Annotated in this window: 27 protein-coding genes; 13 read left to right on the top strand and 14 right to left on the bottom strand. The window is 59.3% G+C overall.

All coding sequences use genetic code 11. From position 1 onward, the window contains the following. Together O3A94_15335 and O3A94_15330 are read left to right on the top strand one after the other, a co-directional pair. Positions 1–621 (top strand): aldehyde dehydrogenase family protein (locus O3A94_15335; GenBank protein MDA1357626.1); only part of this gene is annotated, 621 nt, incomplete at its 5' end. Next, positions 602–1,324, top strand: a complete 723-nt coding sequence (locus O3A94_15330; GenBank protein MDA1357625.1) for a haloacid dehalogenase type II — start codon at positions 602–604, stop codon at positions 1,322–1,324. The genes O3A94_15335 and O3A94_15330, both read left to right, overlap by 20 nt. 101 nt (positions 1,325–1,425) lie before the next feature. Here O3A94_15330 and O3A94_15325 read toward each other — a convergent pair whose 3' ends face one another. Genes O3A94_15325 through O3A94_15310 form a run of 4 tightly spaced genes read right to left on the bottom strand, consistent with a single transcriptional unit; the run spans position 1,426 to position 4,343 of the window. Continuing rightward, a complete protein-coding gene (locus tag O3A94_15325) occupies positions 1,426–2,115 on the bottom strand; it encodes an isochorismatase family protein (GenBank protein ID MDA1357624.1) in 690 nt (229 codons plus the stop codon). 16 nt (positions 2,116–2,131) lie between these two features. Further along, positions 2,132–2,626: a nuclear transport factor 2 family protein gene (locus O3A94_15320; protein ID MDA1357623.1), complete on the bottom strand. Its 495-nt coding sequence runs from the start codon at positions 2,624–2,626 to the stop codon at positions 2,132–2,134. A 31-nt stretch (positions 2,627–2,657) separates the two neighbouring features. Continuing rightward, entirely contained in the window at positions 2,658–3,539 is an 882-nt protein-coding gene (locus O3A94_15315) for a CoA ester lyase (protein ID MDA1357622.1), read from the bottom strand. Between the two features lie 51 nt (positions 3,540–3,590). Continuing rightward, complete coding sequence (locus O3A94_15310) at positions 3,591–4,343, bottom strand: GntR family transcriptional regulator (protein MDA1357621.1); 753 nt, start codon at positions 4,341–4,343, stop codon at positions 3,591–3,593. A 113-nt stretch (positions 4,344–4,456) separates the two neighbouring features. Here O3A94_15310 and O3A94_15305 point away from each other — a divergent pair, with 113 nt between their 5' ends. After that, the gene (locus tag O3A94_15305; protein ID MDA1357620.1) at positions 4,457–5,650 is read left to right on the top strand and encodes a CaiB/BaiF CoA-transferase family protein; all 1,194 of its coding nucleotides are present in this window, start codon (positions 4,457–4,459) and stop codon (positions 5,648–5,650) included. 6 nt (positions 5,651–5,656) lie between these two features. On the opposite strand, the gene O3A94_15300 is transcribed toward O3A94_15305, so the two are convergent. Both O3A94_15300 and O3A94_15295 read right to left on the bottom strand, forming a co-directional pair. Next, on the bottom strand, positions 5,657–6,601 hold the full coding sequence (locus O3A94_15300; protein ID MDA1357619.1) for a DMT family transporter: 945 nt from the start codon (positions 6,599–6,601) through the stop codon (positions 5,657–5,659). A 66-nt stretch (positions 6,602–6,667) separates the two neighbouring features. After that, positions 6,668–7,063, bottom strand: a complete 396-nt coding sequence (locus O3A94_15295) for a rhodanese-like domain-containing protein (protein ID MDA1357618.1) — start codon at positions 7,061–7,063, stop codon at positions 6,668–6,670. Positions 7,064–7,176: 113 nt separating this feature from the next. Between O3A94_15295 and O3A94_15290 the strand changes: the two genes are divergently transcribed. Further along, positions 7,177–7,809 (top strand): methyltransferase domain-containing protein, encoded by a 633-nt coding sequence (locus tag O3A94_15290; GenBank protein MDA1357617.1) that lies wholly within the window; start codon positions 7,177–7,179, stop codon positions 7,807–7,809. A gap of 23 nt (positions 7,810–7,832) precedes the next feature. Beyond that, positions 7,833–8,234 carry a peptide-methionine (R)-S-oxide reductase MsrB gene (msrB, locus tag O3A94_15285; GenBank protein ID MDA1357616.1) on the top strand — a complete coding sequence of 134 codons (402 nt, stop codon included), beginning with the start codon at positions 7,833–7,835 and terminating at the stop codon, positions 8,232–8,234. On the opposite strand, the gene O3A94_15280 is transcribed toward msrB, so the two are convergent. Next, entirely contained in the window at positions 8,231–9,748 is a 1,518-nt protein-coding gene (locus tag O3A94_15280) for a class I adenylate-forming enzyme family protein (protein MDA1357615.1), read from the bottom strand. The genes msrB and O3A94_15280 overlap by 4 nt on opposite strands. Before the next feature lie 127 nt (positions 9,749–9,875). On the opposite strand from O3A94_15280, the gene O3A94_15275 reads away from it, so the two are divergent. After that, the gene (locus tag O3A94_15275) at positions 9,876–10,478 is read left to right on the top strand and encodes a hypothetical protein (protein ID MDA1357614.1); all 603 of its coding nucleotides are present in this window, start codon (positions 9,876–9,878) and stop codon (positions 10,476–10,478) included. A gap of 67 nt (positions 10,479–10,545) precedes the next feature. Here O3A94_15275 and O3A94_15270 read toward each other — a convergent pair whose 3' ends face one another. Then, complete coding sequence (locus O3A94_15270; GenBank protein MDA1357613.1) at positions 10,546–11,673, bottom strand: M14-type cytosolic carboxypeptidase; 1,128 nt, start codon at positions 11,671–11,673, stop codon at positions 10,546–10,548. Between the two features lie 118 nt (positions 11,674–11,791). Between O3A94_15270 and O3A94_15265 the strand changes: the two genes are divergently transcribed. Beyond that, entirely contained in the window at positions 11,792–13,039 is a 1,248-nt protein-coding gene (locus O3A94_15265) for an MFS transporter (protein ID MDA1357612.1), read from the top strand. A gap of 124 nt (positions 13,040–13,163) precedes the next feature. Here the strand turns inward: O3A94_15265 and O3A94_15260 are convergent, their stop codons facing one another. Next, the gene (locus tag O3A94_15260) at positions 13,164–14,426 is read right to left on the bottom strand and encodes a sodium:proton antiporter (protein MDA1357611.1); all 1,263 of its coding nucleotides are present in this window, start codon (positions 14,424–14,426) and stop codon (positions 13,164–13,166) included. A 179-nt stretch (positions 14,427–14,605) separates the two neighbouring features. Here O3A94_15260 and O3A94_15255 point away from each other — a divergent pair, with 179 nt between their 5' ends. Both O3A94_15255 and O3A94_15250 read left to right on the top strand, forming a co-directional pair. Beyond that, a complete protein-coding gene (locus O3A94_15255) occupies positions 14,606–15,802 on the top strand; it encodes a hypothetical protein (protein MDA1357610.1) in 1,197 nt (398 codons plus the stop codon). A gap of 14 nt (positions 15,803–15,816) precedes the next feature. After that, positions 15,817–16,608 (top strand): SDR family oxidoreductase, encoded by a 792-nt coding sequence (locus O3A94_15250; GenBank protein ID MDA1357609.1) that lies wholly within the window; start codon positions 15,817–15,819, stop codon positions 16,606–16,608. A 15-nt stretch (positions 16,609–16,623) separates the two neighbouring features. Here the strand turns inward: O3A94_15250 and O3A94_15245 are convergent, their stop codons facing one another. From O3A94_15245 to O3A94_15230, 4 genes are all read right to left on the bottom strand, one after another. Then, positions 16,624–17,058, bottom strand: coding sequence for a PaaI family thioesterase (locus tag O3A94_15245; protein ID MDA1357608.1), 435 nt, complete (start codon positions 17,056–17,058; stop codon positions 16,624–16,626). A 23-nt stretch (positions 17,059–17,081) separates the two neighbouring features. Next, on the bottom strand, positions 17,082–18,158 hold the full coding sequence (locus tag O3A94_15240) for a Gfo/Idh/MocA family oxidoreductase (GenBank protein ID MDA1357607.1): 1,077 nt from the start codon (positions 18,156–18,158) through the stop codon (positions 17,082–17,084). 62 nt (positions 18,159–18,220) lie between these two features. Then, complete coding sequence (locus tag O3A94_15235) at positions 18,221–19,681, bottom strand: D-aminoacylase (protein MDA1357606.1); 1,461 nt, start codon at positions 19,679–19,681, stop codon at positions 18,221–18,223. Positions 19,682–19,752: 71 nt separating this feature from the next. Then, complete coding sequence (locus O3A94_15230) at positions 19,753–20,499, bottom strand: SDR family NAD(P)-dependent oxidoreductase (GenBank protein MDA1357605.1); 747 nt, start codon at positions 20,497–20,499, stop codon at positions 19,753–19,755. A 163-nt stretch (positions 20,500–20,662) separates the two neighbouring features. Between O3A94_15230 and ureB the strand changes: the two genes are divergently transcribed. The 4 genes from ureB (at position 20,663) to O3A94_15210 (ending at position 24,956) form a co-directional block, all read left to right on the top strand. Beyond that, positions 20,663–21,364: an urease subunit beta gene (gene ureB / locus O3A94_15225; GenBank protein MDA1357604.1), complete on the top strand. Its 702-nt coding sequence runs from the start codon at positions 20,663–20,665 to the stop codon at positions 21,362–21,364. Continuing rightward, the gene (gene ureC / locus O3A94_15220) at positions 21,365–23,077 is read left to right on the top strand and encodes an urease subunit alpha (protein ID MDA1357603.1); all 1,713 of its coding nucleotides are present in this window, start codon (positions 21,365–21,367) and stop codon (positions 23,075–23,077) included. Continuing rightward, complete coding sequence (locus tag O3A94_15215; GenBank protein ID MDA1357602.1) at positions 23,077–24,300, top strand: amidohydrolase family protein; 1,224 nt, start codon at positions 23,077–23,079, stop codon at positions 24,298–24,300. The genes ureC and O3A94_15215 overlap by 1 nt, the downstream gene beginning before the upstream one ends. 179 nt (positions 24,301–24,479) lie before the next feature. Next, positions 24,480–24,956 (top strand): DUF2059 domain-containing protein, encoded by a 477-nt coding sequence (locus tag O3A94_15210; protein ID MDA1357601.1) that lies wholly within the window; start codon positions 24,480–24,482, stop codon positions 24,954–24,956. A 465-nt stretch (positions 24,957–25,421) separates the two neighbouring features. Here O3A94_15210 and O3A94_15205 read toward each other — a convergent pair. After that, on the bottom strand, positions 25,422–26,168 hold a 747-nt coding region (locus O3A94_15205; GenBank protein ID MDA1357600.1), incomplete at its 5' end, for a LysR substrate-binding domain-containing protein.

Here is a 26,168-nt window from a genome sequence, read left to right as displayed (position 1 = left end):
TTCGCCAATTGTGGGCAAGTCTGCCTCTGCACCGAGCGCATCTATGTCGAGCGGCCGATCTTCGATGAATTCACGGCACGCCTGAAAGCCGGCGCCGAAGCCTTGACCCTCGGTGCTCCGGAAGACCCCAATACCAACCTCGGACCGCTTATCTCACAGGAGCATCGGGCCAAGGTCACGTCCTATTACGCCCGCGCCAAAGAAGAAGGCGCGGAAATCATTACCGGCGGCGGCGTGCCTGATATGCCAGATGCGCTTGCCGGCGGCTGGTGGATCGAGCCGACGATTTGGACCGGCCTTGGCGATCAATCGGCCATCATCCGCGAAGAAATATTTGGTCCCTGTTGTCACATCCGCCCGTTCGACGAAGAGGAAGAGGTGATCGCACTTGCTAACGACACACCCTATGGTCTGTGTTGCTCGCTATGGACCGAGAATTTATCCCGCGCCCACCGGGTTTCAGCGCGAATGGAAAGCGGGCTGACCTGGGTCAATTGCTGGTTCCTGCGCGATTTGCGTACGCCGTTCGGCGGCGCCAAGCAATCGGGCATCGGGCGCGAGGGCGGCGTACATTCGCTCGAATTCTATACTGAACTGCGCAATGTTTGCGTCAAGCTTTGACGCCGTCGGCGCGTTGACCTTCGACGTCTTCGGCACGGTCGTTGATTGGCGCGCCAGCATCATCCGCGAAGGTGAGGAACTGGGCCGCGCCAAAGGCATCGACCTCGATTGGCCGGTGTTCGCTGACTCCTGGCGCGCGCTCTATCAGCCGGCAATGCAGCGCGTGCGCAGCGGCGAGGTCGCTTGGTGCGCGCTCGACGATCTGCACCGTATGAATCTCGATGAATTGTTGATGCGCCATGGCATTGACGGCCTGACCGTAGAAGAGATCGATCATTTTAACCGCGCCTGGCACCGGCTCGATGCGTGGCCCGACGTTGTGGCGGGCCTCACCCGTCTAAAAACAAAATTTGTTCTGGCGACGCTCTCAAACGGCAATACCGCCTTGCTCGTCAATATGGCGAAGCGCGCATGTCTGCCGTGGGATGCGGTGCTTGGCGCCGAGACCGCCGGCGCCTACAAGCCGCAGCCGCGCGCCTATCTTCGTAGCGCCGAGATGCTCGGGCTGCCGCCCGAGCGTTGCATGATGGTCGCCGCCCATAATGGGGACCTCGCCGCCGCTTCCGCACTCGGCATGAAGACCGCCTTCGTCCGCCGCCCACAGGAACACGGGCCTGATCAGACGAGCGATCTCGAACCGGACGGGACGTGGGATATCTGCGCCGAGGATTTTCTCGATCTCGCCGAAAAGCTCGGCTGCTGAGAAGTCAGAGCCACGGAACTTTTGAGTGCCGATACCGGAATGCATTTGCCTTCCGGCGAGCGCGACCGCCCGGCGTTTGAGGGACCAAATAAAAACGTTAACTAGCTGCTGAGACCGGTCAAATAGGTGACGACTTCGCTGGTTTCGACGACATCTGCCGAGCAGCGGTTCATGTCGAACAGGTTGATCGCCTGTGAAATAGGCATGCGGTCAAACACCGCATCCGACGGCACGATGGCACGATAATTGTAGGAGAACGCATCGAACACGGTTGCGCGCACACAATTGCAGGTTGAACCGCCAGTCACAATTAGCGTGTCGATCTGGCGGTCAATCAAATAGGACAGGAGCGGGGTGCCGAAAAAACTGCTCGGCTTTTTCTTGGTAAGCACCAGGTCGCCCGGCTCGGGCGCGATATCCGTGACAATTTCACTGCCATGGGTACCTTCAAGATAGACGTTCTCGCTTTCCGGTGCGCCAATCTTGGCGTCGAACAGGCCAGCATCGCCAGCCTCCCGGTCGATCGCAAAACGGGTATAGACGATTGGCGCCGCCGCGATGCGGGCAGCGCCGAGGATGTTTTTGATTTGACGCACCGCTGGCCAAGCAACGGCGGGCGCCGCGTAAGGGTATTTGTCCGGATCGTTGCCCGCCTCCTCGCCCGCCATATAGTTTTGCACATCGATCACGATCACCGCCGGACGAACGCCATAGCCGATCGGGCGCGCCCATTGGCCGCGCTCGATCGTCGCCAGGTCGTCCGCGCTCAGATAACGCTGCCAATCCTGCATGGAAATATCTCCGATATTAGCCTTGCCAGGGGCCGATCGGCGTTTCCCAGTTAGCTTTCGACGTGGCGCTCAAAAGCTTCAGGAATAGCTCGGTCTTGCAAAACCGCCAGCCGCCGTCTTCTTTGCGAAAATCAGATTCGTACCAGCCACCAATCCAAGTGTCTTCGGTGGCGCCGCCGCCTTCAGGCGTGGCTTTGGCCAGCTCCCACAGATAATATTCACCGCTCGCCGTTTGGCCGCCCTCGGCCACGGTGATGATTGGCTGCGTCATGTAGTGGAGCGCCCATGGCAACGTCACGGTGCATGTTTCGCGCAATCCTGCGACCAGCGCATCGCGTCCCTGCCAGCCGCCGACGCCCTCGCAATTCCACGATGCATCCTCGGTGAAGCAGGCCGTCAGCAATGCCGGTTCGCCGTTCATGTCCACTGCCTTTGCGTAACGAGCAATGAGCTGCTTGATATCCTCGATATCTTCCATGCGCTGCAAGCGCTTTTCAAAATCTGCCGTCATGTTTTTTTCTCCCTGTTCAAAGATGTTTTGATTAACGTCCCTTGGCGTCGATCGCCGCCATCAAAGCTAGCGTGCGCCGTGCTTTCTCGACAATGGGGTAATCGACGAAATAGCCATCTACTTGGATTGAGGCGGAGCCTTCCGCTTCCGCGGTGGCAAAGGCTTCGACATGCTTGCGCGCCCGGGCAACCTCTTTCGCGCTCGGCGTGAAAACCGCATTCACCGGCTCGATTTGCGCCGGGTGGATGCATAATTTCCCTCGGTAGCCGAGAGAAAGCGCGGTGCGGGCGGATTTTTCTAAATGCTCGTCGTCCTGTAAATCGATAAACACGGTATCGATCGGCGCTTCCAATCCGGCGGCGCGCGAAGCCAGCGCGATTGCCGAGCGTGCGTATATAAGCTCGCTCTCATCCGCCGTCCACACCATGCCCATATCGTTGGTAAAATCGCCGGCACCGAAGGAGAGACGCCTGACGCGGGTTCCCGAGCGCGCGATTTCATCGATTGCCGTCACGCCGCGCCCGGTTTCGATAATCGGCAAAATATCGAGGCCGCCTACCGCCATGCCGCAGGCACTTTCGAGCTGCGCCAAGAGCCAGTCGATGGTTTGCAACTGGCCGGCACTTTCGACTTTGGGCAGAAGGATGCCGTCGAGCCAGGGGCCGATCACTTCTTTTAAATCGCCGTAGCAAAATTCCGTATCGATGGCATTGACGCGGATATAGCCCCGACTAGCGCGTTTGGGCCGCGCTTTCAGCGCTTCGACCACGGTCGCGCGAGTCACCGTTTTTTGTTCGACGGCAACCGCATCCTCCAGGTCGAGCACCACCGCGTCTGCGCCGACGGTAAATACTTTCTCCACCTTTCGCGGGTGATTACCGGGCGCAAACAGCCAGGTTCGCATCGGCTCCATTCGGCTAACTCCTATGTTTCAAATTCAGTTTTGGGCGCCCCACGCGCTCATTTAATCACGGGCGCCCCACGCCCGTTGCAACTCCATCGAATAGGTAAAGCGCCCCGCCGGATGCTCGATGACGGAGATTTCGTAATACCTTCCCGATGGTTCGGCATAGCGGCGGACGATAATCAATGCCGGCGTGCCTTCCGCCACTTCCAATCCGACCGCATGTTCGGCCGAAATTTTGCCCGCGAACATATCGATTTCGACCTTGGCCGGGCGCTGGTCGAAATGGCGGTCGATCAGCAAATGCACAGGGCTGGTATCTTTGCCTATCCACTGCACCAGCGAAGCGTATTTGGGCAGCACGTAAATATTGCTCCAGCACAGCGGCAGGCCGTCGGAGCGCTTGCGCACAGCCTCGATATGGTACCAACGCCGGCGCTGGCGGCCGTCGAGCGTATCCGCCAGCGCCTTGTCTGCGATGCGCTCACGCGCCGAAATGACATGCAGTCGGGTGTCTTCAGGATAATTCAGAAATTCACCCAGCGAGCCCAATGTCTGAACATATTTTGCTGCTGGCTCGCGTGCCTCGACCAATGTGCCTGAGCCTTGGCGGCGCGATACCACACCCATTTCGCCCAGCCTCCTAAGTGCTTGGCGCACGGTGTAGCGGCTGACGCTGAATTGTTGGCACAATTCCAATTCGGACGGCAGCATGCCGCCGACCGGATGGCGGTCGGCGGCGATCTGTCCGAGCAACGCGTCCGCCACTTCTTGATAGCGCAGGCGCGATTTCTGTCCTTTGGCCCTGGTCATGCGATTGTCGTCTGATATTTGCGCCGTGCCAACATTGGCATCCGGCCGGGAGGGCCATTATAAAGGGCAATGGCGGCGCTGCGCAGATATTTCCGACATGTCGGCGCGGCACCGTGGAGAAAACGCTGGAGCGCATGATGAAACTGACTGGAATAAAAGTGCTGGATCTGTCGCGGTTTTTGCCGGGCCCGCACCTGGCCATGATGATGGCGGACCATGGCGCCGAGGTTATCAAGGTCGAAGATACCGGAAACGGCGATCCGGCGCGCCATATCGGGCCACAAAGCGGCGGGCAAACCGTCTATTACCGCAACGCCAACCGTGGCAAGAAGAGCCTATCGCTGGATCTCAAGAACGCGGAAGGGCGAGAGTTGTTCCTCCGCCTGGCGGAAACCGCTGATGTGGTGCTAGAGACGTTCCGCCCCGGCGTCGTCGAACGTCTCGGCATCGGCTATGAAATTGTTGCCGCGCGTGCGCCGCAGGTCGTCTACTGCTCGATCTCTGCCTTTGGCCAGGATGGTCCTTACCGCGACCGTCCGGCGCATGATTTAAGCGTTTGTGCGTTGGCTGGCGTGGCCAGCTTGAGCATCGATAAGGACGGCCAGCCCAATATGCCCTGTATGCCGCCGAGCGATATGGGCGGCTCGTTGATGGCCTTTGCCGGCATCCTAATGGCGCTGGTTGGCCGGGTGCGCACCGGCAAGGGCGATTATCTCGACATGTCGATGTATGACAGCTTGATTTCGTGGACTCCGCACATTGCCGGCAAGGTGCTGGCCGAGGGACGCGCGCCCCATCCGCTGTCTGAGCGCACTCAGGGCGGCGCCGCTTTTTACCGGCCCTATCCGGTCAAGGGCGGAGGCCATATCACCCTCGGCGGCAGCGAAATAAAATTTGTAACAAACTTTCTTACGGCTATGGGACGCGAGGATTTAATTGAGATAGCCAAGCTCCCGCCCGGCGAGCCACAGGCGCCGTTGCGCGACTATCTGAGCGAGATATTTATGACCAAAACCCGCGACGAATGGAGCGCATGGTTCGAGGGCCGCGACATCTGTTTTGCGCCGGTGCTGGACCTGAAAGAAGCCTTCGAGAATGAACATTTGCGCGCCCGCGATATGCTCCTGCACGATGCGGACGGCAACGCTCATCTCGGCATTCCGCTGAAATTCCGTGAAGAGCCCGGAGCGGTGAATATGCACGCGCCCGCGCTCGGCGCGGATTCGGAGGAAATTGCGCTTGGCCTGGGCTTTCATGCCGACGATATCGCCCGGCTGAAAGACCAAGGCGTACTGCGTACCGGCTAGGCGTTCTCACCCTGGCGGCAGCGGCGGATCGATCATTCTGCGGGCGCGCCGCGAGACCACGGCCTCGCGGTAAGCGAGATATATCGTGCTCGAAAAAATCACTGCACCGCCGATCCACACCAGCGCCTCCGGCACCTGACCGAACAGGAAATAGCCGAGCAGGCTGGCCCAAATCAAGCGCAAGAAATCGACCGGCAAGACCGTCGTTGCGTCAGCCTCGCGGAAGGCTTGCGCGAGAAATAGATGCCCGCCGGTGCCGACCATGCCCATCAGGGCGAGCCAGCCCAACTCCTCAACGGTTGGCCATTGCCAAACGAAGGCGGCAGGAATGGCTGAAAGTGGTGTCAGGAAAATCGCCATATAGGCAGTCAGCGTCAGGCTCGATTCGGTGCGCGATAAAATCTTGATCATCAGCATCGCACAGGCCCAGATGATAGAAGAGCCCAGCGCCATCAGGGCGCCGACTTCCAAATCCCCAAACCCCGGGCGAAGCACGATCATCACACCGGCAAACCCTAGAAAAAGCGCGGCCATGCGCCGGTAGCGGATTTTCTCACCCAATAAAAAGACCGCGCCCAGTGTGACGAACAACGGTGCCGTGAACGTCATTGCCGCCACGGTGGCAAGCGGCGCGATGGTCACGGCCGAGAAAAACAACATCATCGAGCCGACATGAATTGAGCCGCGCAGCGCGTGCAATCCAAGACGCTGGGTACGCAGGATGCCGAAGCCATAGCGCAGAAAAAACGGCACCAGAACGATAAAGCCGAACAGATTGCGGAAGAACGCCATCTCGAACGGATGTTGCCCCTCGCCGACATGGCGGATCAGCGCGTGCATAACGGAAAACAAGATGGTCGCGCAGAACAGCAGGAGCATGCCGCGCATTTGGCCGGGGAGCCGCAAATAAGCGGCTGTCAGGAAATCAGAAAGAGCGGTGAATTGTTTCAACGCCGGATATCCGCCTAGCATTCCGCCGCGATCACAGCGGCCAAGACCGCCGAGCGGGGGCCAGCGCTATTTCTTCTCTTTGGTGACGACCGTTCCGCCGGCTTCTTTCCAGGCGGCGAATCCGCCGCCGATATGGGCCACCGGTTTCAAGCCCATGCGCTGGACCGACTGAGCGGCGAGTGCCGAGCGCAGTCCACCGGCGCAGAAAAAGATAAAGCGCTTCCCGCTGGCGAAAAGGTCGCGGTGATACGTGCTTTCCGGGTCAACCCAGAATTCGAGCATGCCACGCGGTGCGTGCACGGCGCCGGGCACCGCGCCCTCGCGCCAGAGCTCCCGGATATCGCGGATGTCGACGAGTTGCACGGCTTCATCTTCGGCAATCTTAATGGCCTCTTCCGCCGTTACGGTCTCGATCTCTGCTTCCGCTTCGGCGCAGAGTTCCTTAACGCCCTTGGTAATCATTCTGCTGCTCTCCCGTTTGCCCGCTCGCTCAGCCTCTGAGCATAAACGCATGGGCGGCGGAATAATAATCTTTCCGGCGGTGCCTCTCCACCAATCCGGTATATGCTGGGTCGATGGTGCAAAACGAGTTTAAACCCGAGCATTTCGCCCGCGAGGATGGCGGCGATGACGAGCTGTTTTACCTTCAGCCGCGCTTGGTGAAGCATATCGACGAGCCTGCATGCGTCGCGCTAGCAGATTACTACGCGCGCACCTTGCCGACGGGCAGCGATATTCTCGATCTGATGTCGAGCTACGCATCACATTTGCCTGCGCACCACGCCCATCGGCGTGTCGTTGGCCTGGGCATGAACCTGAGGGAGTTGGAGGCAAATCAGCAACTAAGCGAACGCCATGTCCACAACCTCAACACCCACCCGGTGATGCCGTTCGCCGATGGCAGCTTTGATGCCTGTATTCTCGCCGTCTCGGTGCAATATCTGACCCGTCCGATAGAGGTCTTCGCCGATGTGGCGCGGGTATTGAAACCCGGCGCCCTCCTCGCCATATCCTTTTCTAATAGGATGTTCGCCAGCAAGGCCGTGGCCATTTGGCGCACCATCAACGACGCGGACCACGCGCGTCTGCTGCAAACATATTTGCGCACCGCCGGCTGTTACCAGGACCTCATATTCGAAGACCTCTCCCCAGCCCCTGGCACATCGGACCCTATTTATGTCGTGAGCGCGCGCCGCGAAATGGTGTAATATCTCTGCACGGAGGAAATGAAATGAGCGAAAAGATCACGAAAACTGATGCGGAGTGGCGCCAAAACCTGACGCCTGAGCAATATCAAGTTCTCAGGCTAAAAGGGACAGAGCCGCCATTCAGTGGTAAATATTGCGACGAAAAATCATCCGGTGATTATGTTTGCGCCGGTTGCGGCGAAGCGTTGTTTGCTTCCGACACGAAATTTGAGTCGCGCTCCGGGTGGCCGAGCTTTTGGCGCCCCATCGAGGCGGACAAGATTGGCGAGCATACGGATAGCAGCCATGGCATGCGCCGCGTCGAGGTGCTGTGCGCGCGCTGCGACGGCCATCTGGGCCATGTTTTTGAAGACGGCCCGCAGCCGTCGGGCCTGCGCTACTGCATCAATTCCGCGTCGCTTGATTTCAAGCCGTCCCAAGATTAGTGCCGAGACTTCCCGTCAAGAGTGTTCCGCGCCGCTGATTGTTGGATCTCCAAAATTAAAGCGTTCAGCTTTTTACGTTGCGCCTTGCCAGTTGAAGTTCTCGGTATTCGCGAAACTCTAACCATCAAAAAAGAACCTAAATGAGATGAGATTAGCGGCGCGCTAACGTCTCTGATTTCTTTGAGATCGGCCGAAGAATTGAGCACCAAAGCGATGCATAATTGGTGCAGCCCATCAGCGTTTGGCAACGCCGTAACGCAAAAATCCTCTGCCTGTATGACCTTTCGCAAGCGCTCTTCGAAATACTCCGGAGTATATTTCTGTCCGCCGATATTGATGAGGTCATCGACCCGCCCGATCAGCTTCAGGGAACGCGGGCCAACCATTTCCCCCACGTCTCCCGGATAAAACCAACCGTCGTGGAACATCGTGGCCGTCGCCGCTGGATCAGTATCATAGCTGTCGATACAGCCGCCGCTTTTGACGCGCACCAGACCGGGCTGCCGCCATACAGGAAGGTGGTGATCGTCAACGGTTTCGACCTCAACACCGGGGAGAACCATGCCTACCCCTCCGGGCCCGACGATGCTAATCGGTCCTGATTCGTTGGAGCTGTAATTCACAAACAGAGTTGTCGCGAGCCTCCGGCTGGCACGCGCCCGCAGCGTCTCCCCAACGCCGCCGCCGAATACGGATATGGTTAGGTTGTCCGGCTTAACAAAATCATCGGGCAAGGTATCCAATGTCTTCTTCAGGACGGACGGCAGTACGGAAAGATGCGTGACATCATATCGAGCAATAGTTTCAGCGACGCCATCTTGGCTGTTGTAGACGCAACATCCGCCTACCCGGATACAGGCAGCCGCATAATTATAAATTCCCCGAAGCGCAAAGGATGGCCAAACGAGAAACCGAGATTGCTGATCAAACCCGGCCCTGAGCTGGGCTTTTTCTGCTCTATTTTCGTGCATCCGCATATTCTCGATGATCCGCTTCGCATCGCCTGTGGTTCCGGAAGTGAAGGAAACGCAGAACGGTGCATCGTGCGGCAGCACTGGCCGCGGCCGGTCATATTCGGCATCGGCAGCCAGGACGTCTAGAAACCAGCCGCGTGATATTATTTGAGCCCGTTTGGCGTTGGGCGGAACATGGTCTTGCGAACAAATGACCAAATCAACAGCGGCCAGCATTTTGCCATGATCCACGGCTCCGGCTCTTGTGTAGGTGAATGTGACGATACCAAGCGTCTCGAACGCCAACATCAGCAGCCAATGCGGATAGAGCGAGGTCCACTCGATCGCAACCGTAGCGCCATTTTCTAACTCAAGCCTTCGCGCTACATCTACGAACTGGTGCAAATGCCGGTTAAACTCGGCGTAGGTGACGTTCCTGTGATTGTCGATGACGGCAATATCAGATGGATTTAATTCAGCGTTATGAGAAATATAGTCCAGTGTGAAATTAGGAAAATTTTCCCCTGAGGCCACATAATTGTCCTCGTATTTCGTCATCATTCGGCCCGATTAATCTATCAATTCAACATTCTAAGAAATTGTAACAAGTCTATAATTACCTTAAAAGCACCATTCGATCCGTAGCGTGATAGCTTGTGCGGGTCACAAACAAAGAACGGAGCGGGGCATGCGCGAGATCGTCAGCGGTATTCAAACCTGGGCTTGGTTTTCAGAACCGCATGGCTATGACTTTAACGGCCATTTGGTTCGCGAGTCTGGTGGCAATATCTGTATCGATCCGGTCGTGCCGACCGATTCTGACCTTACCGCCCTTGCCGATGCAGGCGTCAGCCACATTGTTCTAACCAACCGCAATCATTCGCGTGCCGCCAACCTTATCCGGGCGCGCACGGGAGCAAAAACCCTCATCCACGCCGACGATGCGGCTCATGCGCGCAGCCAAGATACTGAGATCGACGGCACGCTGGCCGTCGGCGCCCGGATCGGGTCTTTTGACGTCATCGCCGCGGCCGGAAAATCACCCGGCGAAATCGCGCTCTTTTGGCCCGCGCGGAAAATTCTCCTGGTCGGCGACGCGGTCATCGGCAACTCGCCTGGAGCTTGTGCGCTGCTGCCGGAACGAGTCATGGATGACCCAGATCGCCTGCGCCAGAGCGTTCGTGATTTCCTGGCGCTCGATTTTGACACGCTCCTTGTCGGTGACGGCGTGGCAATCCTTGGGGACGCCAAGGCACGGCTGCGAGAACTCGCCGAGACATTTAGCGGCTAAAGTCACTAGCGCTATCTGGCGCGCAGCAATTCCATGGCGCTATCTGGCGCGCCCTAATTCTATTGCCTCAGCGTAGGTCGTCCAGCACCGCGTAGATGGCATCGAGGTTTGAGCGACCGAGCGCGCGGCTTCGCGCCGGTGACCAGCCTTGGCGCTGTTCGCTGCCGTCGGCCACATCTTTGAACGGCATTTCCAAGGTCATCGCCAGGCAACTGAAGCGTTCGGCGATCCAGTTGGCGCCGATTTTCAGGTTAGCGGCGCCGCGCTTGTTGGCCGGATAGCCATGACTGACCTGAAAATCAGGATTGGCCTGTAGCAACGCACTCTTATAGGCGCCGAGCAATTTGCCTTGGCGCTTGGAGAACGACGGCACACCTTCCGGCCCGGCGATGAAATTATGCGGGATCGCCTCGTCGCCATGCACGTCTAAGCAAAAATCCACACCCACTTCTTCCATGCGCTGGCGCACCCAATAGACTTCCGGGCTTGTCTCCCGGCTCGGTTCCTGCCATTCGCGATTTAGATTGATGCCCGCTGCATTGGTGCGCAGATGTCCGCGCCGGCTGCCATCCGGGTTCATATTGGGGACAATATGAAATACGGCTTTTTCCAGCACAGCCCGCGCCACTGCATCGTCGCTGTCCAACAGGCGTTCGAGGAAACCTTCCATCCACCATTCCGCCATCGTCTCGCCGGGATGCTGGCGCGCGATCGCCCAGAGCGGGCGCTTTCCCGGCCCAGGCGCGCCGATGCTCAGCAGATCGATCTGCTGTCCGTCCACTGTCTCGCCCAGGGTCTCCAGAGCGGCGAGGGGCGAATCGAGGGTGCGGGCCAGAAGATCGTGATGCCGTTCCATCGAATAGGGCGCAAAATAGGCGTAAAAGACGCTGTCGCGCTCCGGGCGATGGTGGATGATGAGCTTGGTGCCGTCATACTCGGTGGCAACCCGGAACCAATCCTCACGGTCGTAAGAGGCGACGGCGCGGTAATTCTCCCAACCGCGCGCATAGGAGGCGGCGCCCGCATTGGTGATTTTCAGAGCGCAGTCCTTCCCCTTGGCGCCGCTCAAGCGAAAATAGAACCACTGAAAAAATTCCGAATCCTGATCGTTGCGAATCTCCAGCCGAATGTCCGACGGGTCGGAACATTCGCGGCAGATAATATTTCCGCCATCGAAGGCGCTGCTGATCTTCATGTTTTTAAGCCCCAAATATTGCGTCGCGCGAACTTAATCGAGCGGCGCCTCATTTGCATCTTTGTTCGGCGCGGTATCATTTGCCCCGGCTCTGCTGCCGGGCTAGATAGACGCCACCATGGATTACCTCCGTTTTATCAGCCAGCACCGACGGTTCCTCGCCTTCGGCATGGTGGTGGCGCTGTTCTCAAGCTTCGGGCAGACCTATTTTATCGGCCTGTTCAGTGCCGAAATCCGCGCCACATTTTCTCTCTCGCATGGCGATTTCGGCTTGATCTATTCTCTGGCTTCCCTGGCCGCTGGCGTTTGCCTGATGTGGCTGGGCGGCTTTGTCGACCGCCTCGACCTCCGCCTGTGGATCGCGATCCTCGGCGTTGCGGCGGTCGGCGCATGCATTGTCATGGGTGTGGCGTCATCGGTTGTGGTCTTGGGCATCGCGCTGTTTTTGCTGCGCCTCAGTTGCCAGAGCCTGCTTGCCCATACCTACATGACTTCGATGGCGCGCTATTTCGATAGCGGGCGCGGCAAAGCGATTAGCATTGCCATGCTTGGCCATCCTCTCGGCGAGGCGGTGCTTCCGCTCGTCTCGGTCGCCTTGATGGCGGCGCTCGGATGGCGCGGTGCGTGGCTGGTCTACGCCGGTGTCGGTGCGGCGCTGTTTTTTCCGCTTCTGATGTGGCTGCTTCGCGGCCATGGCGAGCGCCACCGGAGTTATTTGGCGAGAATGGCCGAGCCGTCCGCCTCGTCGCGCGAAACTGGCCGCCAATGGACGCGCGGCGAAGTCCTGCGCGATGTGCGGTTTTATCTCATTCAAATCGCTTTGATGGCGCCACCCTTCATGTTCACTGGCCTGCTTATTCACCAAGTTCATATGGCCGAGGCCAAGGGCTGGTCGTTGGCCTGGCTGGCGACCTGTTTTTCCGTCTATGCCGCAACATCGATTGCCAGTTCCCTGACGATGGGCCCGCTGATTGACCGCATCGGCGCCACCCGGATCGCACCGCACGCGCTGCTACCGATCGTGGTTTCGATGCTGGCTCTTGCGCTTTCCAGCCACCCGGCGGCGACAATGGTGTTCATGGCCGGGCTAGGTCTCAGCATGGGTATCGTATTTACCGCGTTTACGGCGATCTGGGCCGAGCTCTACGGGGTGCGCCATCTCGGCGCCATTCGCTCGGTGGTGATGTCATTGATGGTCCTGGTCAGCGCCATCGCGCCGGCCATTATGGGCTGGCTGTTTGATGCCGGCGTGACGGTGGAAACGCTGGCGGTTATTTTCGCCGTCTGGGCGTTTGCCGGATGGCTGCTGCTGTTGATCGTGATCCGGCGCTGGAAGGCGTCGCCGATAGAACTCGGCACAGCCTGATAATCCCGCGCCAACGCTCACGGTAGCTGCGGATTCGCCGGAGAGCGCCATCGCTGCGCCCCTCACCCACGCGATCCGCAGCGAAACGCGCCGGGCAATCTTTCTCAGCTATGGCCTTAACTTTTCATTTCACCATGTGCTTGACGACGAATTTTACCGTGAGGCCCTGGACCACGATCGAGAAGATGACGACGCCGTACGTGACGGCGAGGATCGTTTCCTTGATGCTGCTTTCTGGCAACGACAACGCGAGAGCGACGGAGATGCCGCCGCGCAAGCCACCCCAGGTGAGTACCGGAATGGCGCCCTTGGTGAAATCGCGGCGCAGCGAGAGAGCGGTGAGCGGCGTCGCCACGCTGATAAAGCGCGCCGCCAACGTGAGCGGGATGGCGATGATCATCAGCAGCACCACATTGCCCGAGATGCTGAGCACAAACACCTCGAAGCCGATCAGCAGGAACAGGGCGGAGTTCATGATCTCGTCCAACAGCGACCAGAATTTCTGCACATGATCGCGAGTCTTGTCGCTCATGGCGAAACGCGTTCCGTGGTTGCCGATCAGCAGCCCGGCGATCACCACAGCAATCGGCCCGGAGAGATGCAGCGCCGCAGCAACGCCATAGGTCAGCATGACGAGCGCCAGCGTGATCAGCACTTCCAGGTTATGCTCATCGATCGATTTCAGGGCGAGATAGGCGATGTAACCGAAGGCCAATCCGAGCGCCGCGCCGCCGAGCGCTTCTTGCGCGAACAAACGAATGATATCCAACACGCCGACGCTGTCACCGCCATGGCCGCCACCACCGGTGGCGATCGCCACCATGATGATGAACACCACAACGCCGACGCCGTCATTAAAAAGGCTCTCGCCGGCAATCTTGGCTTCCAGCGGCTGCGGCACCTTGACCGTTTTTAGGATGCCGAGCACCGCCACCGGGTCGGTCGGTGAGATGAGTGAGCCGAACACCAAGCAATAGATCAACGGAATATTGATATCGAGCAGCGAAGAGACGCCCCACACCGCGAAACCGACCATGAACGTCGACATCAACACGCCCACTGTCGCCATGGTGCCGATGGCCCATTTGCGGCTCAACAAATCGCCTAAATTGACATGCAGCGCGCCGGCGAAAAGCAGGAAGCTCAACATGCCTTTCATCAGCACATCGTGGAAATCGATGTTGGCGAGTACCGAACGGACCGATTCCTGCAGCCCCAACGCCGGGAAGATGGCGTCAATAGCGATGGCGCCGAGCGATGCGAGAAGTGCGATGACGACAATGCCGATGGCGTGGGGGAAGCGGAGCCAGCGATGATTGATATATCCGAACAGCGCGGCCAGCGTGACAATCACCGCGGCGGCATTGAGAAGCGAGAGATCTAACATAGAAAAGGAACCTAATTTTTAGGGCTAAGCCGCGAGTGGCGATAGTGAACTGCGCGATGTGGATTTTCGGTTTGGTCGTATTTTCCTGCACCGCAGAGCATATCACCTCTGGCACAAAATGAGGTGTCGAGTAGGATCATATTTCGTCGCAGGGCGCGAACAGGATTCGGAGATTACCTATGTATAAGGGCATGTACACCTATGCCTGGGATTTGAACGAAGAGGGCGTTGAGACGGTGCTCGAGCGCTACCGCGCGTGCGGCATCAATACAATCACTCTGGCCGCCAGCTATCATGCCGGTAAGTTTTTGCGCCCCCATGCGCGGAAACGCCGAGTCTATTTCCCTGAAGACGGCACGGTCTATTTTCTGCCGCGCCAGGAGCGTTACGGCGCGATTCACCCGATCATGAACAGCGTGTTGGCCGAGCATGATTTCTTCGACGAACTGCGCGTTTACGCGCCCGATATGAAACGTGTCGCTTGGACCGTCTGCCTGCACAACACCGAGCTTGGCATTCGCCATCCCGAATATGCCGTGCGCAATGCCTACGGCGATCCCTACCATTACAATCTCTGCCCGGCCTTCGAGGAGGTGCAGGAGTATGTCGCGATATTGTGCGCTGACATGGCAGAGCTTTATGAACTCGACGGGATCGCCCTGGAAACGCCGGGATTTCTGCCTTACGAGCATGGCTTTCATCACGAATTTTCGCTGCTGCCGCTCAATCGTTGGGTCAAATGGCTGCTCGGTCTCTGTTTCTCCGATGCTTCCGTCGCTGGCGCGGCAGCGGCGGGAATTGATGTCGCGCATCTCCGTCAGCAGACCATGACTTCAATCGATCATTTCTTTGCCAACGCCAAGGCGGTGCCTGACGAGACCGCGTTTGAATGGTGGATCGCCGATCTAGTGACCGATCCGGAATGGGCCGCCTTCCTGAATTGGCGCTGTTCCGTGGTAACTGATCTCGTAGCGCGCGTTCGCGCGGCGGTGCCTAAGGAAACCGAGCTCGTCGTCATTCCAACTGTGCAACGGCCAACCGCGGCGTCCTGGTTTGAAGGCAGTGATCTAAAGCGGCTGGCCGAAGTTGCCGATGTTTTGGAAATCCCGGCATATGAACCAAGCGCCGAGGCGGTGGCGATCGACGCCGGAGATGTGCGCCGGCGTGTCGGCCCGGAGGCCAAGCTCAATTTCATCCTGCGCCCGACCTATCCCGACCTTGCCAATGGCGCTGAAACCGTGGCCGCCGCGAAGGTGCTGAAAGACGCTGGCGCATCGGGCCTCGCATTTTATAATTACGGCCATATGGCATTGGCGTCGCTTGATTACGTGCGCGACGCACTGAAGGTCTTTGATCCTGTTAGCAACGACACCTAACTGGGAGAAGCGCAATGAAACGCTACACCGACAAGAAAATCATGGTGACCGGCGGTGGCGGCGGTATCGGCCGCGCCATCTGCTTGCGTCTCGCTGGCGAAGGCGGCGCAGTCACGGTGCTCGACAAGAATAAGGAAGCGGCGGACGAGACCGTGCGCCAGGTCATGGCGGCGGGTGGTAGTGCTGCCCCGGTCATCGCCGATATCACCGACTGGGACGCGGTTCAAAACGCCGTCGCCGAAGCAGAATCGGCACTCGGCGCCCTCGATGTCCTGATCAACAATGCCGGCTGGGCGCTGCGTGGCAGCGTAGAAGAAACCGCGCCGGACGAGTGGGATCAGGAGATCACGGCGAATTTGCGCATCCATTTCCTCGCCGCCAAGGCGGTGCTGCCCGGTATGGTCGCGCGCAAGCACGGGGTGATCGTTAATATCGGCTCGGTCAATGGCTTCGTCGCACTCGGCAATCCGGGCTATAGCGCTGCCAAAGCCGGGCTCTACAGCCTGACCCAAGCGCTCTCCGGCGAATACGGCCCGAAGGGCATCCGCACCAATATGATCTCGCCCGGCACCATCGAGACCGATATCGAAACCTGGCGCATTCGACGCGCCAAGAACCCGGAAATATTCGACACCTTGGCACGCTGGTATCCGGTCGGTCGAGTCGGCCAGCCCGAAGACATCGCCGCCGCCGTTGCCTTTATCGCCGCCGATGAAGCCGCCTTCGTCAATGGCGCCAACTTGATGGTCGATGGCGGCCTCACCGCCAGCCTCAACCCGATGATCGAGGAATTCGTGTTGGAGTAGGGTAGGGGACGCCGCTCAAGTCCCGCGAGTCATAAGCGTGCCCTGACCAGCGGCGCAGAGAGTTTCTACACCATCATTAATGGCAAAGACGTCACAGCGCACGATTGTCAGCGTGCGGCCCGATTTGATCACTTCACTGCGCGCGATCAGCGCCTCGCCGGAAGCCGGTGCGAGATAGTTGATCTTGATTTCAACGGTGAGAATATCCGTCCCGGGCTCGAACAGGGTAAACGCCGCATAGCCGCCGGCCACATCGGCAAGTGCCGCAACCACGCCGCCATGTAAAAAACCGTTCTGTTGCGTGAGTTCTTTGCGCGCCTTGAGGTGCACTGTGCAGCGGCCGGGCGCGATCTCGCCCAGTTCGGCGCCGAGATGGAGCATAAAGGTCTGGCGCGCATAGCTCTCCCGTACGACCGCCGCGTAATCCGGGTTGCGCGGGGTAAACGGCACCGCTTGTGCCCTGACGCCAGGCCTCAGTTCAGGCGCACGATCTCGCCGCTATCGATGCTCTCCTGCGCGGCGAGGACAATGCGCAGCGAATCCACACCGTTCTGCATGTGATCGGTGAGGTCGATATCTTCATTGATCGTCTTCAGCAGATATTCCTGCTCGCGGTCGCACAGCTCTTGATGGCCCGGCTCGTCGGCCATGTTGATCCACTCGTCTTCATGGACGAATTTGTTGTTTTCGTCGATCTCGCTCGAATGGCACAGAATGGCGTTGGTTTTGACATGCGAATCGATATCGTCCGACGACGCATGCTCCTGACCTTCTTGCGGCACGACAATCGAGACCGAGCCCTTCGGGCCAACCACATCTTTCACGAAAAACGCGGTCTCGCTCATCATCGGCCCCCAGCCGGCTTCGTACCAGCCGACCGAGCCGTCATCGAATTCGACATGCAGATGGCCGTAATTCTGCACCTTGGTCTCGTCGCTGAGCTTGGCCCCAATGCCATGCACTTTGATTGGCCTGGCGCCGGTCATCTGGCACATGACATCGACATAATGCACGCCGCAATCGACAATCGGGGTCAGCGATTGCATCAGATTGCGGTGCCAGATCCACGGCTCGCCGCTCGATTGCTGGTTGAGGTTCATACGCATGACGAGTGGCTTGCCGAGCCCCTGCGCGCGCCGGATGAATTCCATCCAGGCCGGGTGGACCCGGAGGATATAGCCGATCACCAGCTTCTTGTTGGCGGCTTTGGCCATGTCGATGATCTGTTGCGCATCGGCTACGGTGGTGGCCAGCGGCTTTTCGGTAAATACATGGCAGCCGGCGTCAAACGCCTTGCGGCAAAAATCGGCATGGCTGTCGGGATAGGTGTTGACGGAAACGACATCGGGCTTGGTTTCTGCCAGCGCCTTATCGAAATCGGTAAATTTAGGATAGCCGCTTAACTCGCTCGGCAGTTCGCTGCGCTCGTGAATCGAGGGGCTGCACAAGCCGACGATCTCGAACCCCTTGAGTTTGTGATAGGCCAGCGCGTGGCTGCGGCCCATATTTCCGACACCCAATACCAGCACCTTATGCGCGCCATTTTGCATGATTGATGTCTCCCTATTTGCCTTTTTGCTTGGCCTTAACCTACACCTCTCTCGCGGCGCCGTTAAGCTCCGTTTCGACGAAGGGCGCGGCCAGGCCTGGCGCCAGTGACCCGGCCATCCTCGCGGATGACCTCGCCATTGACCATCACTACATCGATGCCCGCGGCTGGCGTGGTCGGCTTCTCGAAGGTCGAGCTGTCGATCACCGTTTCCGGATTGAACATCGTGATATCGGCGAACGCGCCTTGGCGCAGCACGCCTCTGTCCTTCAGACCAAACTGCTCGGCGGAGAGCCCGGTCATGCGACGCACCGCATCTTCCAGGGTAAACAATCCAAGGTCGCGCGCATAATGGCCAAGAACGCGCGGAAAGGTGCCCCAGAGCCGCGGATGCGGGTGCTTGTCATGTGGCAGACCGTCCGAGCCGACCATGGCATGCGGATAGGCGAGGATGCGCTGCACATCAGCTTCGTCCATCATGAAATAGATCGCGCCGCCCGGGATCAACTGCTCCGCTGTCTCGCGTGCCGAACACCCCAGTTCGGTGGCGATATCCGCCAAATCGCGGCCGGCGAATTCGGGCCGGGCGTCGGACCAGGTGATGATGACGCGCGCCGCCGTCTCGACCATCTCGACCATGATCACGGTTGAGCCTGCCGTATAGGGATAGACATCGAGACCGACTTTCTGGTCGCCCCGCGCGGTGTCGAAGCGCGCCAACGTCTCGACGCTGCGGCCGTGGTTTTCCTTGCCAGCGCATTTATGGTGCGACACCACAATCGGCAGATTGGCACGCCGGCCGATCTCGAACGTCTCGTCGAGGGATTTGTCGATATCCACGCCTTCATTGCGCATATGGGTAACGTAAATGCCGCCGCCGTCGCTGGTAACTTGCGCCAACGCGACGATCTCGTCGGTCGGCGCCGCCTTGTTGGGCGCATAAATCAGCCCGGTGCTGAAGCCCGTGGCGCCCGATTGCATGGCCTCTTCCACCACTTTCGCCATGGCGTCGATCTCGCTCGTCGTGGCGCCGCGCTCGACATCGCTCATGGCGCCGAGGCGAAGCGTCGAATGGCCGATCAGGAACGCCGCATTGGCCGCCGCCGGAGTTTCATCGAGAGCATCGAGATAGTCGCCGAAACGCTCGAAGCGATAATCGCTGCTGCCGCCGAGGAGGTCCAAGGGCGGCGGCGGTGCATCGCCCTTAAGCACCAGCGGTGCCAAGCTGATGCCGCAATTGCCGACCACCACCGTCGTCACGCCCTGGCTGGTCTTGGGTGTCATGTCGGCGTCGCGGAACAAGAGATTGTCGTCATGCGTGTGCACGTCAATAAAACCCGGCGCAACGACCCGCCCCGTGGCGTCAACCCGGCGCCCGGCTCGCATCTGGCCGAGATCACCGATGGCGGTGATGCGATCACCTGTGACCGCGACATCGGCGCGCACTCGCGTGGCGCCGGTGCCGTCAATCACGTCTCCGCCCGCGAACAAAATATCGCAGGCACTCTCTGCCGCTTCGTTCATCTGTTTGCTCCCTCAACCGCCGGGCGGTCGCGCTTGCCAGAATGCCGAACGCATTCTGGGGTTTCGCCTCCCTAGACCATGACGTCGCCGCCATTCATGTTCATCGACGCGCCGACATAGAACGAACCTGCATCGGAGGCCAGCAGGAGCACTGTCGGTACAACCTCTTCAACCCGCCCCGGTCGCTTGATCGGCATCGAGTCTTCTTTTGCGCGCCGCCAGGCTTCGGGGATGCCCATGTAGAGCGGCGTATCGATCGGCCCCGGGTTGATCGAATTTACCGTGATGCCATGCTCTACCAGCTCATAGGCGAGCGAGCGGGTGAAACCCATCACGCCGGCCTTGGTGGCGCAGTAATGGGCCATCAAGGGGGCACCTTTATGCGCTAATTGCGACGAGAAATTGATGATCCGGCCCCAGCCTTTGCGCTTCATCGCCGGGATCACTTCACGCGAGCAGAAGAAGATGCTGTCGAGATTGACGCGCATCATGTCGTCCCACATTTCGGTCGACATGTTTTCGATCAATTCGGTGGTGTCGATGCCGGCATTGTTGACCAGAATGTCGATATCGCCGAGTGCCGAAGCGGCGGCGGCGAAGGCGCTCTTGACTGAGGCTTCGTTGCCGACATCGCAAGCCAGGCCAATGGTTTTCACGCCGCTCTTGGCGGCGGCTGCCGCCACCTCCTTGGCGCCGGCCTCGTTTCTGTCCAACACCGCGACGCTAGCGCCCTCTTCGGCGAAAGATAACGCGACGCCCCGGCCCATGCCGCTAGCGCCGCCGGTGACGATTGCTGTCCTGCCCGATAATTTAGCCATGAACGTTCCTCTTGGATGATGGTTCGGTGAAAATTCCGGCGCCATCGTACTTGTCTCCGGCGTCCGGCGAAACTCCTCTCTGCCGCTTTCCGGTTGAGGCGGGATGGAGCGGGCGTTAATCTCGCTCCACCACAGCAAACGAGTATTGAGAGAGCGGGGAGAGATGCTTCTAACGCCGACGGAAACCGAGCGGCTGCTCATTTTTAGCGCCGCCGAACTGGCCCGCAAACGCCGCGCGCGAGGCCTGAAGCTCAACCATCCGGAGGCCATCGCCCTGATCTGCGATGAAATCCTCGAAGGTGCCCGCGATGGCCGCACGGTCGCCGATCTCATCGGCTTCGGCGCAACCATCCTCAACAGTGATGATGTGATGCCGGGTGTCGGCGACATGATGCCGATGATCCAGGTCGAGGGCATGTTCCCCGACGGCACCAAGCTGGTGACGGTGCATGACCCAATCCGCCCCGGCAAGGAACAGATCGCCGAAGCGGATCAAGTACGGCCCGGCGAGATTATTGCCGCCGAGGGCGACATCGAATTGAATGCCGGTCGGCGCCAGGCCAGCGTGCGCGTCACCAACACTGGGGACCGCCCGGTCCAAATCGGCAGCCATTACCACTTTTTTGAGGTCAACAAAGCGCTCGATTTCGACCGCGAGGTGTCGTTCGGCATGCATCTAGACGTGCCGGCCGGCACGGCCATGCGCTTCGAGCCGGGCGAGGCCAAGGAAGTCGCTTTGGTGGCGTTCGGCGGTACGGGCGAGATCTTCGGCCTCAACAGCCTGACAGACGGCTCACACCTCTCGGAGGCCAATAAACAAGCGGCGCTCAGCCGCGCGCGCGAACGCGGCTTTAAGGGGGCCTAAATGGTCAAGATCACACGCGAACATTATGCCGCGCTCTACGGCCCAACCACGGGCGATGCCGTGCGCCTCGGCGATACCGCGCTGCTCGCCGAAATCGAGCATGACTATGCCTTTCCCGGCGATGAATGCTTGCATGGTGGCGGCAAGACGCTGCGCGACGGCATCGGCCTTGTTTCGGGCCTCAATAGCGCCGACGGCGCGCTCGATATGCTGGTGTCAAATGCCATCGTGATCGACCCGGTATTGGGCGTGGTGAAAGGCGACATCGGCATTAAAGAGGGGCGAATCGCCGGCGTTGGCAAAGCCGGCAACCCGGAAATCATGGATGGCGTCCACAAGAATTTACTGTGTGGCGCCTCGACGACGGTGCGCGACGCCGAAGGCCTGATCGCCACGCCGGGCGGCATCGATGTGCATGTGCATTTTGATAGCGCACAGCTCTGCGAGCATGCCATTTCGAGCGGTATTACCACCATGATCGGCGGCTCGCTCGGGCCGATTACCGTCGGCATCGATTGTGGCGGCGCCTGGAACGTCGGTAAAATGCTGCAATCGGCGGAACATTGGCCGATTAATTTCGGCTTTCTCGGGCGCGGCAATTCGTCCAAATCCAATTCACTGCCCGATCAGCTCGCCGGCGGCGCAATGGGGCTGAAAATCCATGAAGATTGGGGCGCCATGCCGGCGGCCATCGATACCTGCCTCTCGGTCGCCGATGAAATGGATTTCCAGGTCCAACTGCATACCGACACGCTGAACGAAAGCGGCTTTCTTGAAGACACCCTGGCGGCGATCAAGGGCCGCACCATCCACATGTATCATGCCGAGGGCGCCGGCGGTGGCCATGCGCCGGATATCATCCGTATCGTCGGCGAGCATAACTGCCTGCCGTCCTCGACCAACCCGACCAACCCGTACACCCGAAACACCTTCGACGAACATCTCGACATGATCATGGTGTGTCACCATTTGAACCCGGCGGTGCCCGAGGACGTCGCCTTCGCCGAAAGCCGGGTGCGCGCCGAGACCATCGCGGCGGAAGACGTGCTGCATGATATCGGCGCCATCTCGATGCTCGGCTCGGACAGCCAGGGCATGGGGCGGATTGCGGAGGTGATTTGCCGCACCTGGCAGCTCGCCAGCAAGATGCGCGAGCAGCGCGGGCGCTTGGCGGAGGAGCGCACCACGCGCGGCGATAATGAGCGCATCAAGCGCTATATCGCCAAATATACCATTAACGCGGCGCGCAGCTTCGGCATCGACCAGCATATCGGCTCGCTGGAAGACGGCAAGCTGGCTGATGTGGTGCTGTGGCGCCCGGCTTTCTTCGGCATCAAGCCCGAATTGATCATCAAGGGCGGCTTCATCGTCTGGTCGGCGATGGGCGATTCCGCTGCGTCGTTGATGACCTGCGAGCCGCTGATGATGCGCCCGCAATGGGGCGCCTTCGGCCGCGCCAAGGAGGCGCTCAGCATGAGCTTTGTGTCCCAGGCGGCGATGGATGTCGACATCAAAGGCAAGCTCGGCCTGAACAAAACCGTGGCGGCGGTCAAAGGCACGCGCGCACTCAACAAGGGCCACATGCTGCACAATGATGTCTGCCCCGAGATCACCGTGAACCCGGAGAATTTCGAGGTCTTCGTTGATGGCGTCCTGGCAACCTGCGAGCCGGCCGAAACCTTGCCGCTCACCCAACGCTACATGCTGCGCTGATGGATCTCATCCTCAGAAACGCGGTTTTGGTCGGCGGCGATGGGCGCACAGTCGATATCGGCATTGAAGACGGACGCATCAAAGCCATCGAAGCCGGCCTCGCGGCGGAGGGCGAAACCCTCGATCTTGGCCGGCGGCTGCTGTCGCCGGGCTTTATCGAGACCCATATCCACCTCGACAAGGCCTGCATCATGGATCGTTGCCGCTCCGAAAAGGGCGATTTGGCTGAGGCCATCGACGAGGTCACAAAATCCAAGAAGGAATTTTCGGAAGAGGACGTTGCCGCCCGTGCATCGCGCGTGCTGGAAAAATGCGTCAGCCACGGCACCACCCATATGCGCACCCATCTCGAGGTCGATCCCGGCATCGGCATGCGCGGCTTCAACGGCGTATTCCCGCTGATTGAACAATGGCGCTGGGCGATCGACATAGAGATCTGCGTTTTCCCGCAGGAAGGGCTGCTCAACAATCCCGGCACCGACGAACTGATGGTCGAGGCGCTGCGACGCGGCGCCCGGGTGATCGGCGCCGCGCCCTACACGGATTCCGACCCGCACGGCCAGATCGACCGCGTCTTCGAGCTCGCGCGCGAATTCGACGTCGATATCGACATGCATCTCGATTTCGGCGAGGACGCCGAACAGCTTGATGTCGATTATGTCTGCGATCTGACCGAGGTCTTCGATTATGGCGGTCGGGTGACGGTCGGCCATGTCACCAAGCTTTCGACCGCCACGCCGGCGCATTTCAAAGCCACCGCCAAACGCATGGCCGACGCCGGCGTCGCCGTGACGGTGCTGCCCTCGACCGATCTGTTCCTGATGGGCCGGGTCGATGAAAAGAGCGTCAAACGCGGCGTGACGGCCGCGCACAAGCTCCTCAAAGACGGCGTCAATTGCTCTCTCTCGACCAACAACGTGCTGAACCCGTTCACCCCGTTCGGCGATTGCTCGCTCCTTCGCATGGCCAATCTCTACGCCAACATCTGCCAGGTCGGCGCCCGCGCCGAAATACGCGATTGCTTCGACATGATCACCAGCCGTTCGGCTGGGATTCTGGGATTGGAGAATCATGGCGTGCACATTGGCGCCCCGGCCGATCTCGTCGTCATCGACACCGACCAACCCGAAACCGCCGTCGCCGAACTTGCGCCGCCGCTCTTCGGCTTCAAGCGCGGCCGCATGACCTTCAAACGCGCGCCGGTTGAGATTTTGAAGCCGTAGGTTCTAGTGGTTGTGACTCGGCAATGCCTCCAATGCAGCGGGAATATCAACTACGATCGACAAATTCATTCAGTCCGGCAATGTGCAGAGAACGACGCCGGATAGGCCGTACAGCGATATTGATAGTTAGGAGGTTCGGGGTGTTTTGTTCGAAATCGATATTGACGACCGCTGCGATCATGGCATCCGCAGTGATCATGGCGTCGTTTATTGCCTTCGGCACGGAAGCGGCCGACCAGCGATCCAAGGAATCTGCGCTTCAGGAATTGATGGAATTGACTAAGTGGGATTCACTCGCGACCCAAATGGTCGAGCAAATGATGCCCACTGTCGTCAATGAAGTACGAATGGCGGTTCCCGATCTGCCTGAACGCGGCTATCAAATATTCGAGGAGGAATTGAGGAAGGGGTTCGAACACAGAATGCCAGACTTCTCGACAGCATTTATACAAATCTACGCCAAGCGGTTCACCCTCTCGGAAATTGAATATTTGACTCAATTCTACAGAACGCCGATCGGAAGAAAATTTGTCGAAGAGCTTCCTGCAATTACTCTGGAGGCGACGGAGTTCGGGCAGAATTTGGGAGCCGAAGTGGGCGCGTTGGCCGGCGAAATAGCTTATGAGAGAATGGTGAAAGAGGGTTTGGTTCAGTAGGCTCCCTGGCTCTGAACCGTCGATACGAGCAAATGCCCGATCCGGATCAACGACATCTACTGGTCCAGATTATTGTTCGTCCCGCAACCATACCGTGATCGATTTTTGGAGCTACGCATGAAAGCTGGGTCGGTTTCCGGCGAGCGAGGTGCCTTAGCGGAAGATGCTCGCGAGTCCTACACTTTGCCGTCGCGCTACTATCTCGACCCGACATCCACGATGCTGAGATTCGTCGAATATTCTTAAAATCGTGGCTGTACCCCGGCCACGCCACCGATCTGCCTGAAGTGGGCAGCTATGAGGATATCTCGCTGGTCGAAATCGTGCGGCGCGGCCTGGCCAGTCGCGGTTACGACCGGGGACGCTATGTCGTTGATGGCGCTGATTCCTGATTTACGGAATCGGTCCTCCATCGCTTCCACCGCCAAATATTGGACGCTCTGCAAGACAAAAATATAATCGTTGCTACGTACGATGGGCGGCAATTGTTTCGATGAAATTTGCAATCATTGGCGATGGGTTGTCGGCACGCCAGACTGCCGTCGTGGCGACGCTGGCGTCGAGGCTTTCGAAGGGACGGATGACGCAGCCGCGCAGGGCGAAGTTGCGCGCGCCTTCGACATAGATCGAGACCCCCATGCCCGCAGCCACCAGGCCGAAGATGCCGTCGGAATTATGCGCTTCCTGAACGACAATGGGCGTGAAGCCGGCGGCGAGACATAGCTCGTCTACCAGGCGCCGGTAGGGGCCCCAAAAGGCGCTGGCGCCGAGGATGAAGGGCTCGGCGCGCAGATCGGCGAGCCGAATCCGGCGCTTTTCGGCGAGCGGGTGGGCTTCGGGGAGGACAGCGACGAAACGCTCGTCGAGCACCGTCATGCTGTCGATGCCGGGTGCGGCGAACGGGCCAATCAGGAATCCGATATCGATATCGCCGGCGGTGATGGCCTCGCGCTGGCGTTCGGTCCACATATGCGCGAGATCGATGGACACGCCGGGATGCGCGATGCGGAAGGCGTTGAGAATGGCGGGCAGCGGGCCGTTGATGGCAAAATCCATATAGGCGACGGAGAGCCGGCCAGATTCTCCCGCCGCCGCACTTTGGGCGAGGCGCTGCGCGCGCGCGATCTGAGATAGGGCAGGGCGTATCTCATCGAGGAAAATTTGCCCCGCTTCGGTTAACGCGACGTTCCGCGTGGTGCGCCGCAGCAGGGT

It is taken from the genome of Pseudomonadota bacterium, assembly GCA_027624955.1.
In the GTDB taxonomy this organism is placed as follows: Bacteria; Pseudomonadota; Alphaproteobacteria; order UBA828; family UBA828; genus PTKB01.
Note: the sequence above shows the minus strand (reverse complement) of the source record. Positions and strands in the feature narration are given on the sequence as shown.

Excerpts from the sequence above, each read along its gene's own strand:
- O3A94_15295 (MDA1357618.1), bottom strand. The coding sequence starts at position 7,063 with ATGATTACCAAGGGCGTTAAGGAACTCTGCGCCGAAGCGGAAGCAGAG.
- O3A94_15310 (MDA1357621.1), bottom strand. The coding sequence starts at position 4,343 with ATGACCAGGGCCAAAGGACAGAAATCGCGCCTGCGCTATCAAGAAGTG.
- O3A94_15265 (MDA1357612.1), top strand. The coding sequence starts at position 11,792 with ATGGATTACCTCCGTTTTATCAGCCAGCACCGACGGTTCCTCGCCTTC.
- O3A94_15320 (MDA1357623.1), bottom strand. The coding sequence starts at position 2,626 with ATGACGGCAGATTTTGAAAAGCGCTTGCAGCGCATGGAAGATATCGAG.
- msrB (MDA1357616.1), top strand. The coding sequence starts at position 7,833 with ATGAGCGAAAAGATCACGAAAACTGATGCGGAGTGGCGCCAAAACCTG.
- ureC (MDA1357603.1), top strand. The coding sequence starts at position 21,365 with ATGGTCAAGATCACACGCGAACATTATGCCGCGCTCTACGGCCCAACC.
- O3A94_15215 (MDA1357602.1), top strand. The coding sequence starts at position 23,077 with ATGGATCTCATCCTCAGAAACGCGGTTTTGGTCGGCGGCGATGGGCGC.
- O3A94_15315 (MDA1357622.1), bottom strand. The coding sequence starts at position 3,539 with ATGGAGCCGATGCGAACCTGGCTGTTTGCGCCCGGTAATCACCCGCGA.
- O3A94_15250 (MDA1357609.1), top strand. The coding sequence starts at position 15,817 with ATGAAACGCTACACCGACAAGAAAATCATGGTGACCGGCGGTGGCGGC.
- O3A94_15210 (MDA1357601.1), top strand. The coding sequence starts at position 24,480 with ATGGCATCCGCAGTGATCATGGCGTCGTTTATTGCCTTCGGCACGGAA.
- O3A94_15290 (MDA1357617.1), top strand. The coding sequence starts at position 7,177 with ATGGTGCAAAACGAGTTTAAACCCGAGCATTTCGCCCGCGAGGATGGC.
- O3A94_15280 (MDA1357615.1), bottom strand. The coding sequence starts at position 9,748 with ATGATGACGAAATACGAGGACAATTATGTGGCCTCAGGGGAAAATTTT.
- O3A94_15255 (MDA1357610.1), top strand. The coding sequence starts at position 14,606 with ATGTATAAGGGCATGTACACCTATGCCTGGGATTTGAACGAAGAGGGC.
- O3A94_15240 (MDA1357607.1), bottom strand. The coding sequence starts at position 18,158 with ATGCAAAATGGCGCGCATAAGGTGCTGGTATTGGGTGTCGGAAATATG.
- O3A94_15330 (MDA1357625.1), top strand. The coding sequence starts at position 602 with ATGTTTGCGTCAAGCTTTGACGCCGTCGGCGCGTTGACCTTCGACGTC.
- O3A94_15325 (MDA1357624.1), bottom strand. The coding sequence starts at position 2,115 with ATGCAGGATTGGCAGCGTTATCTGAGCGCGGACGACCTGGCGACGATC.
- O3A94_15270 (MDA1357613.1), bottom strand. The coding sequence starts at position 11,673 with ATGAAGATCAGCAGCGCCTTCGATGGCGGAAATATTATCTGCCGCGAA.
- O3A94_15235 (MDA1357606.1), bottom strand. The coding sequence starts at position 19,681 with ATGAACGAAGCGGCAGAGAGTGCCTGCGATATTTTGTTCGCGGGCGGA.
- O3A94_15230 (MDA1357605.1), bottom strand. The coding sequence starts at position 20,499 with ATGGCTAAATTATCGGGCAGGACAGCAATCGTCACCGGCGGCGCTAGC.
- ureB (MDA1357604.1), top strand. The coding sequence starts at position 20,663 with ATGCTTCTAACGCCGACGGAAACCGAGCGGCTGCTCATTTTTAGCGCC.
- O3A94_15260 (MDA1357611.1), bottom strand. The coding sequence starts at position 14,426 with ATGTTAGATCTCTCGCTTCTCAATGCCGCCGCGGTGATTGTCACGCTG.
- O3A94_15275 (MDA1357614.1), top strand. The coding sequence starts at position 9,876 with ATGCGCGAGATCGTCAGCGGTATTCAAACCTGGGCTTGGTTTTCAGAA.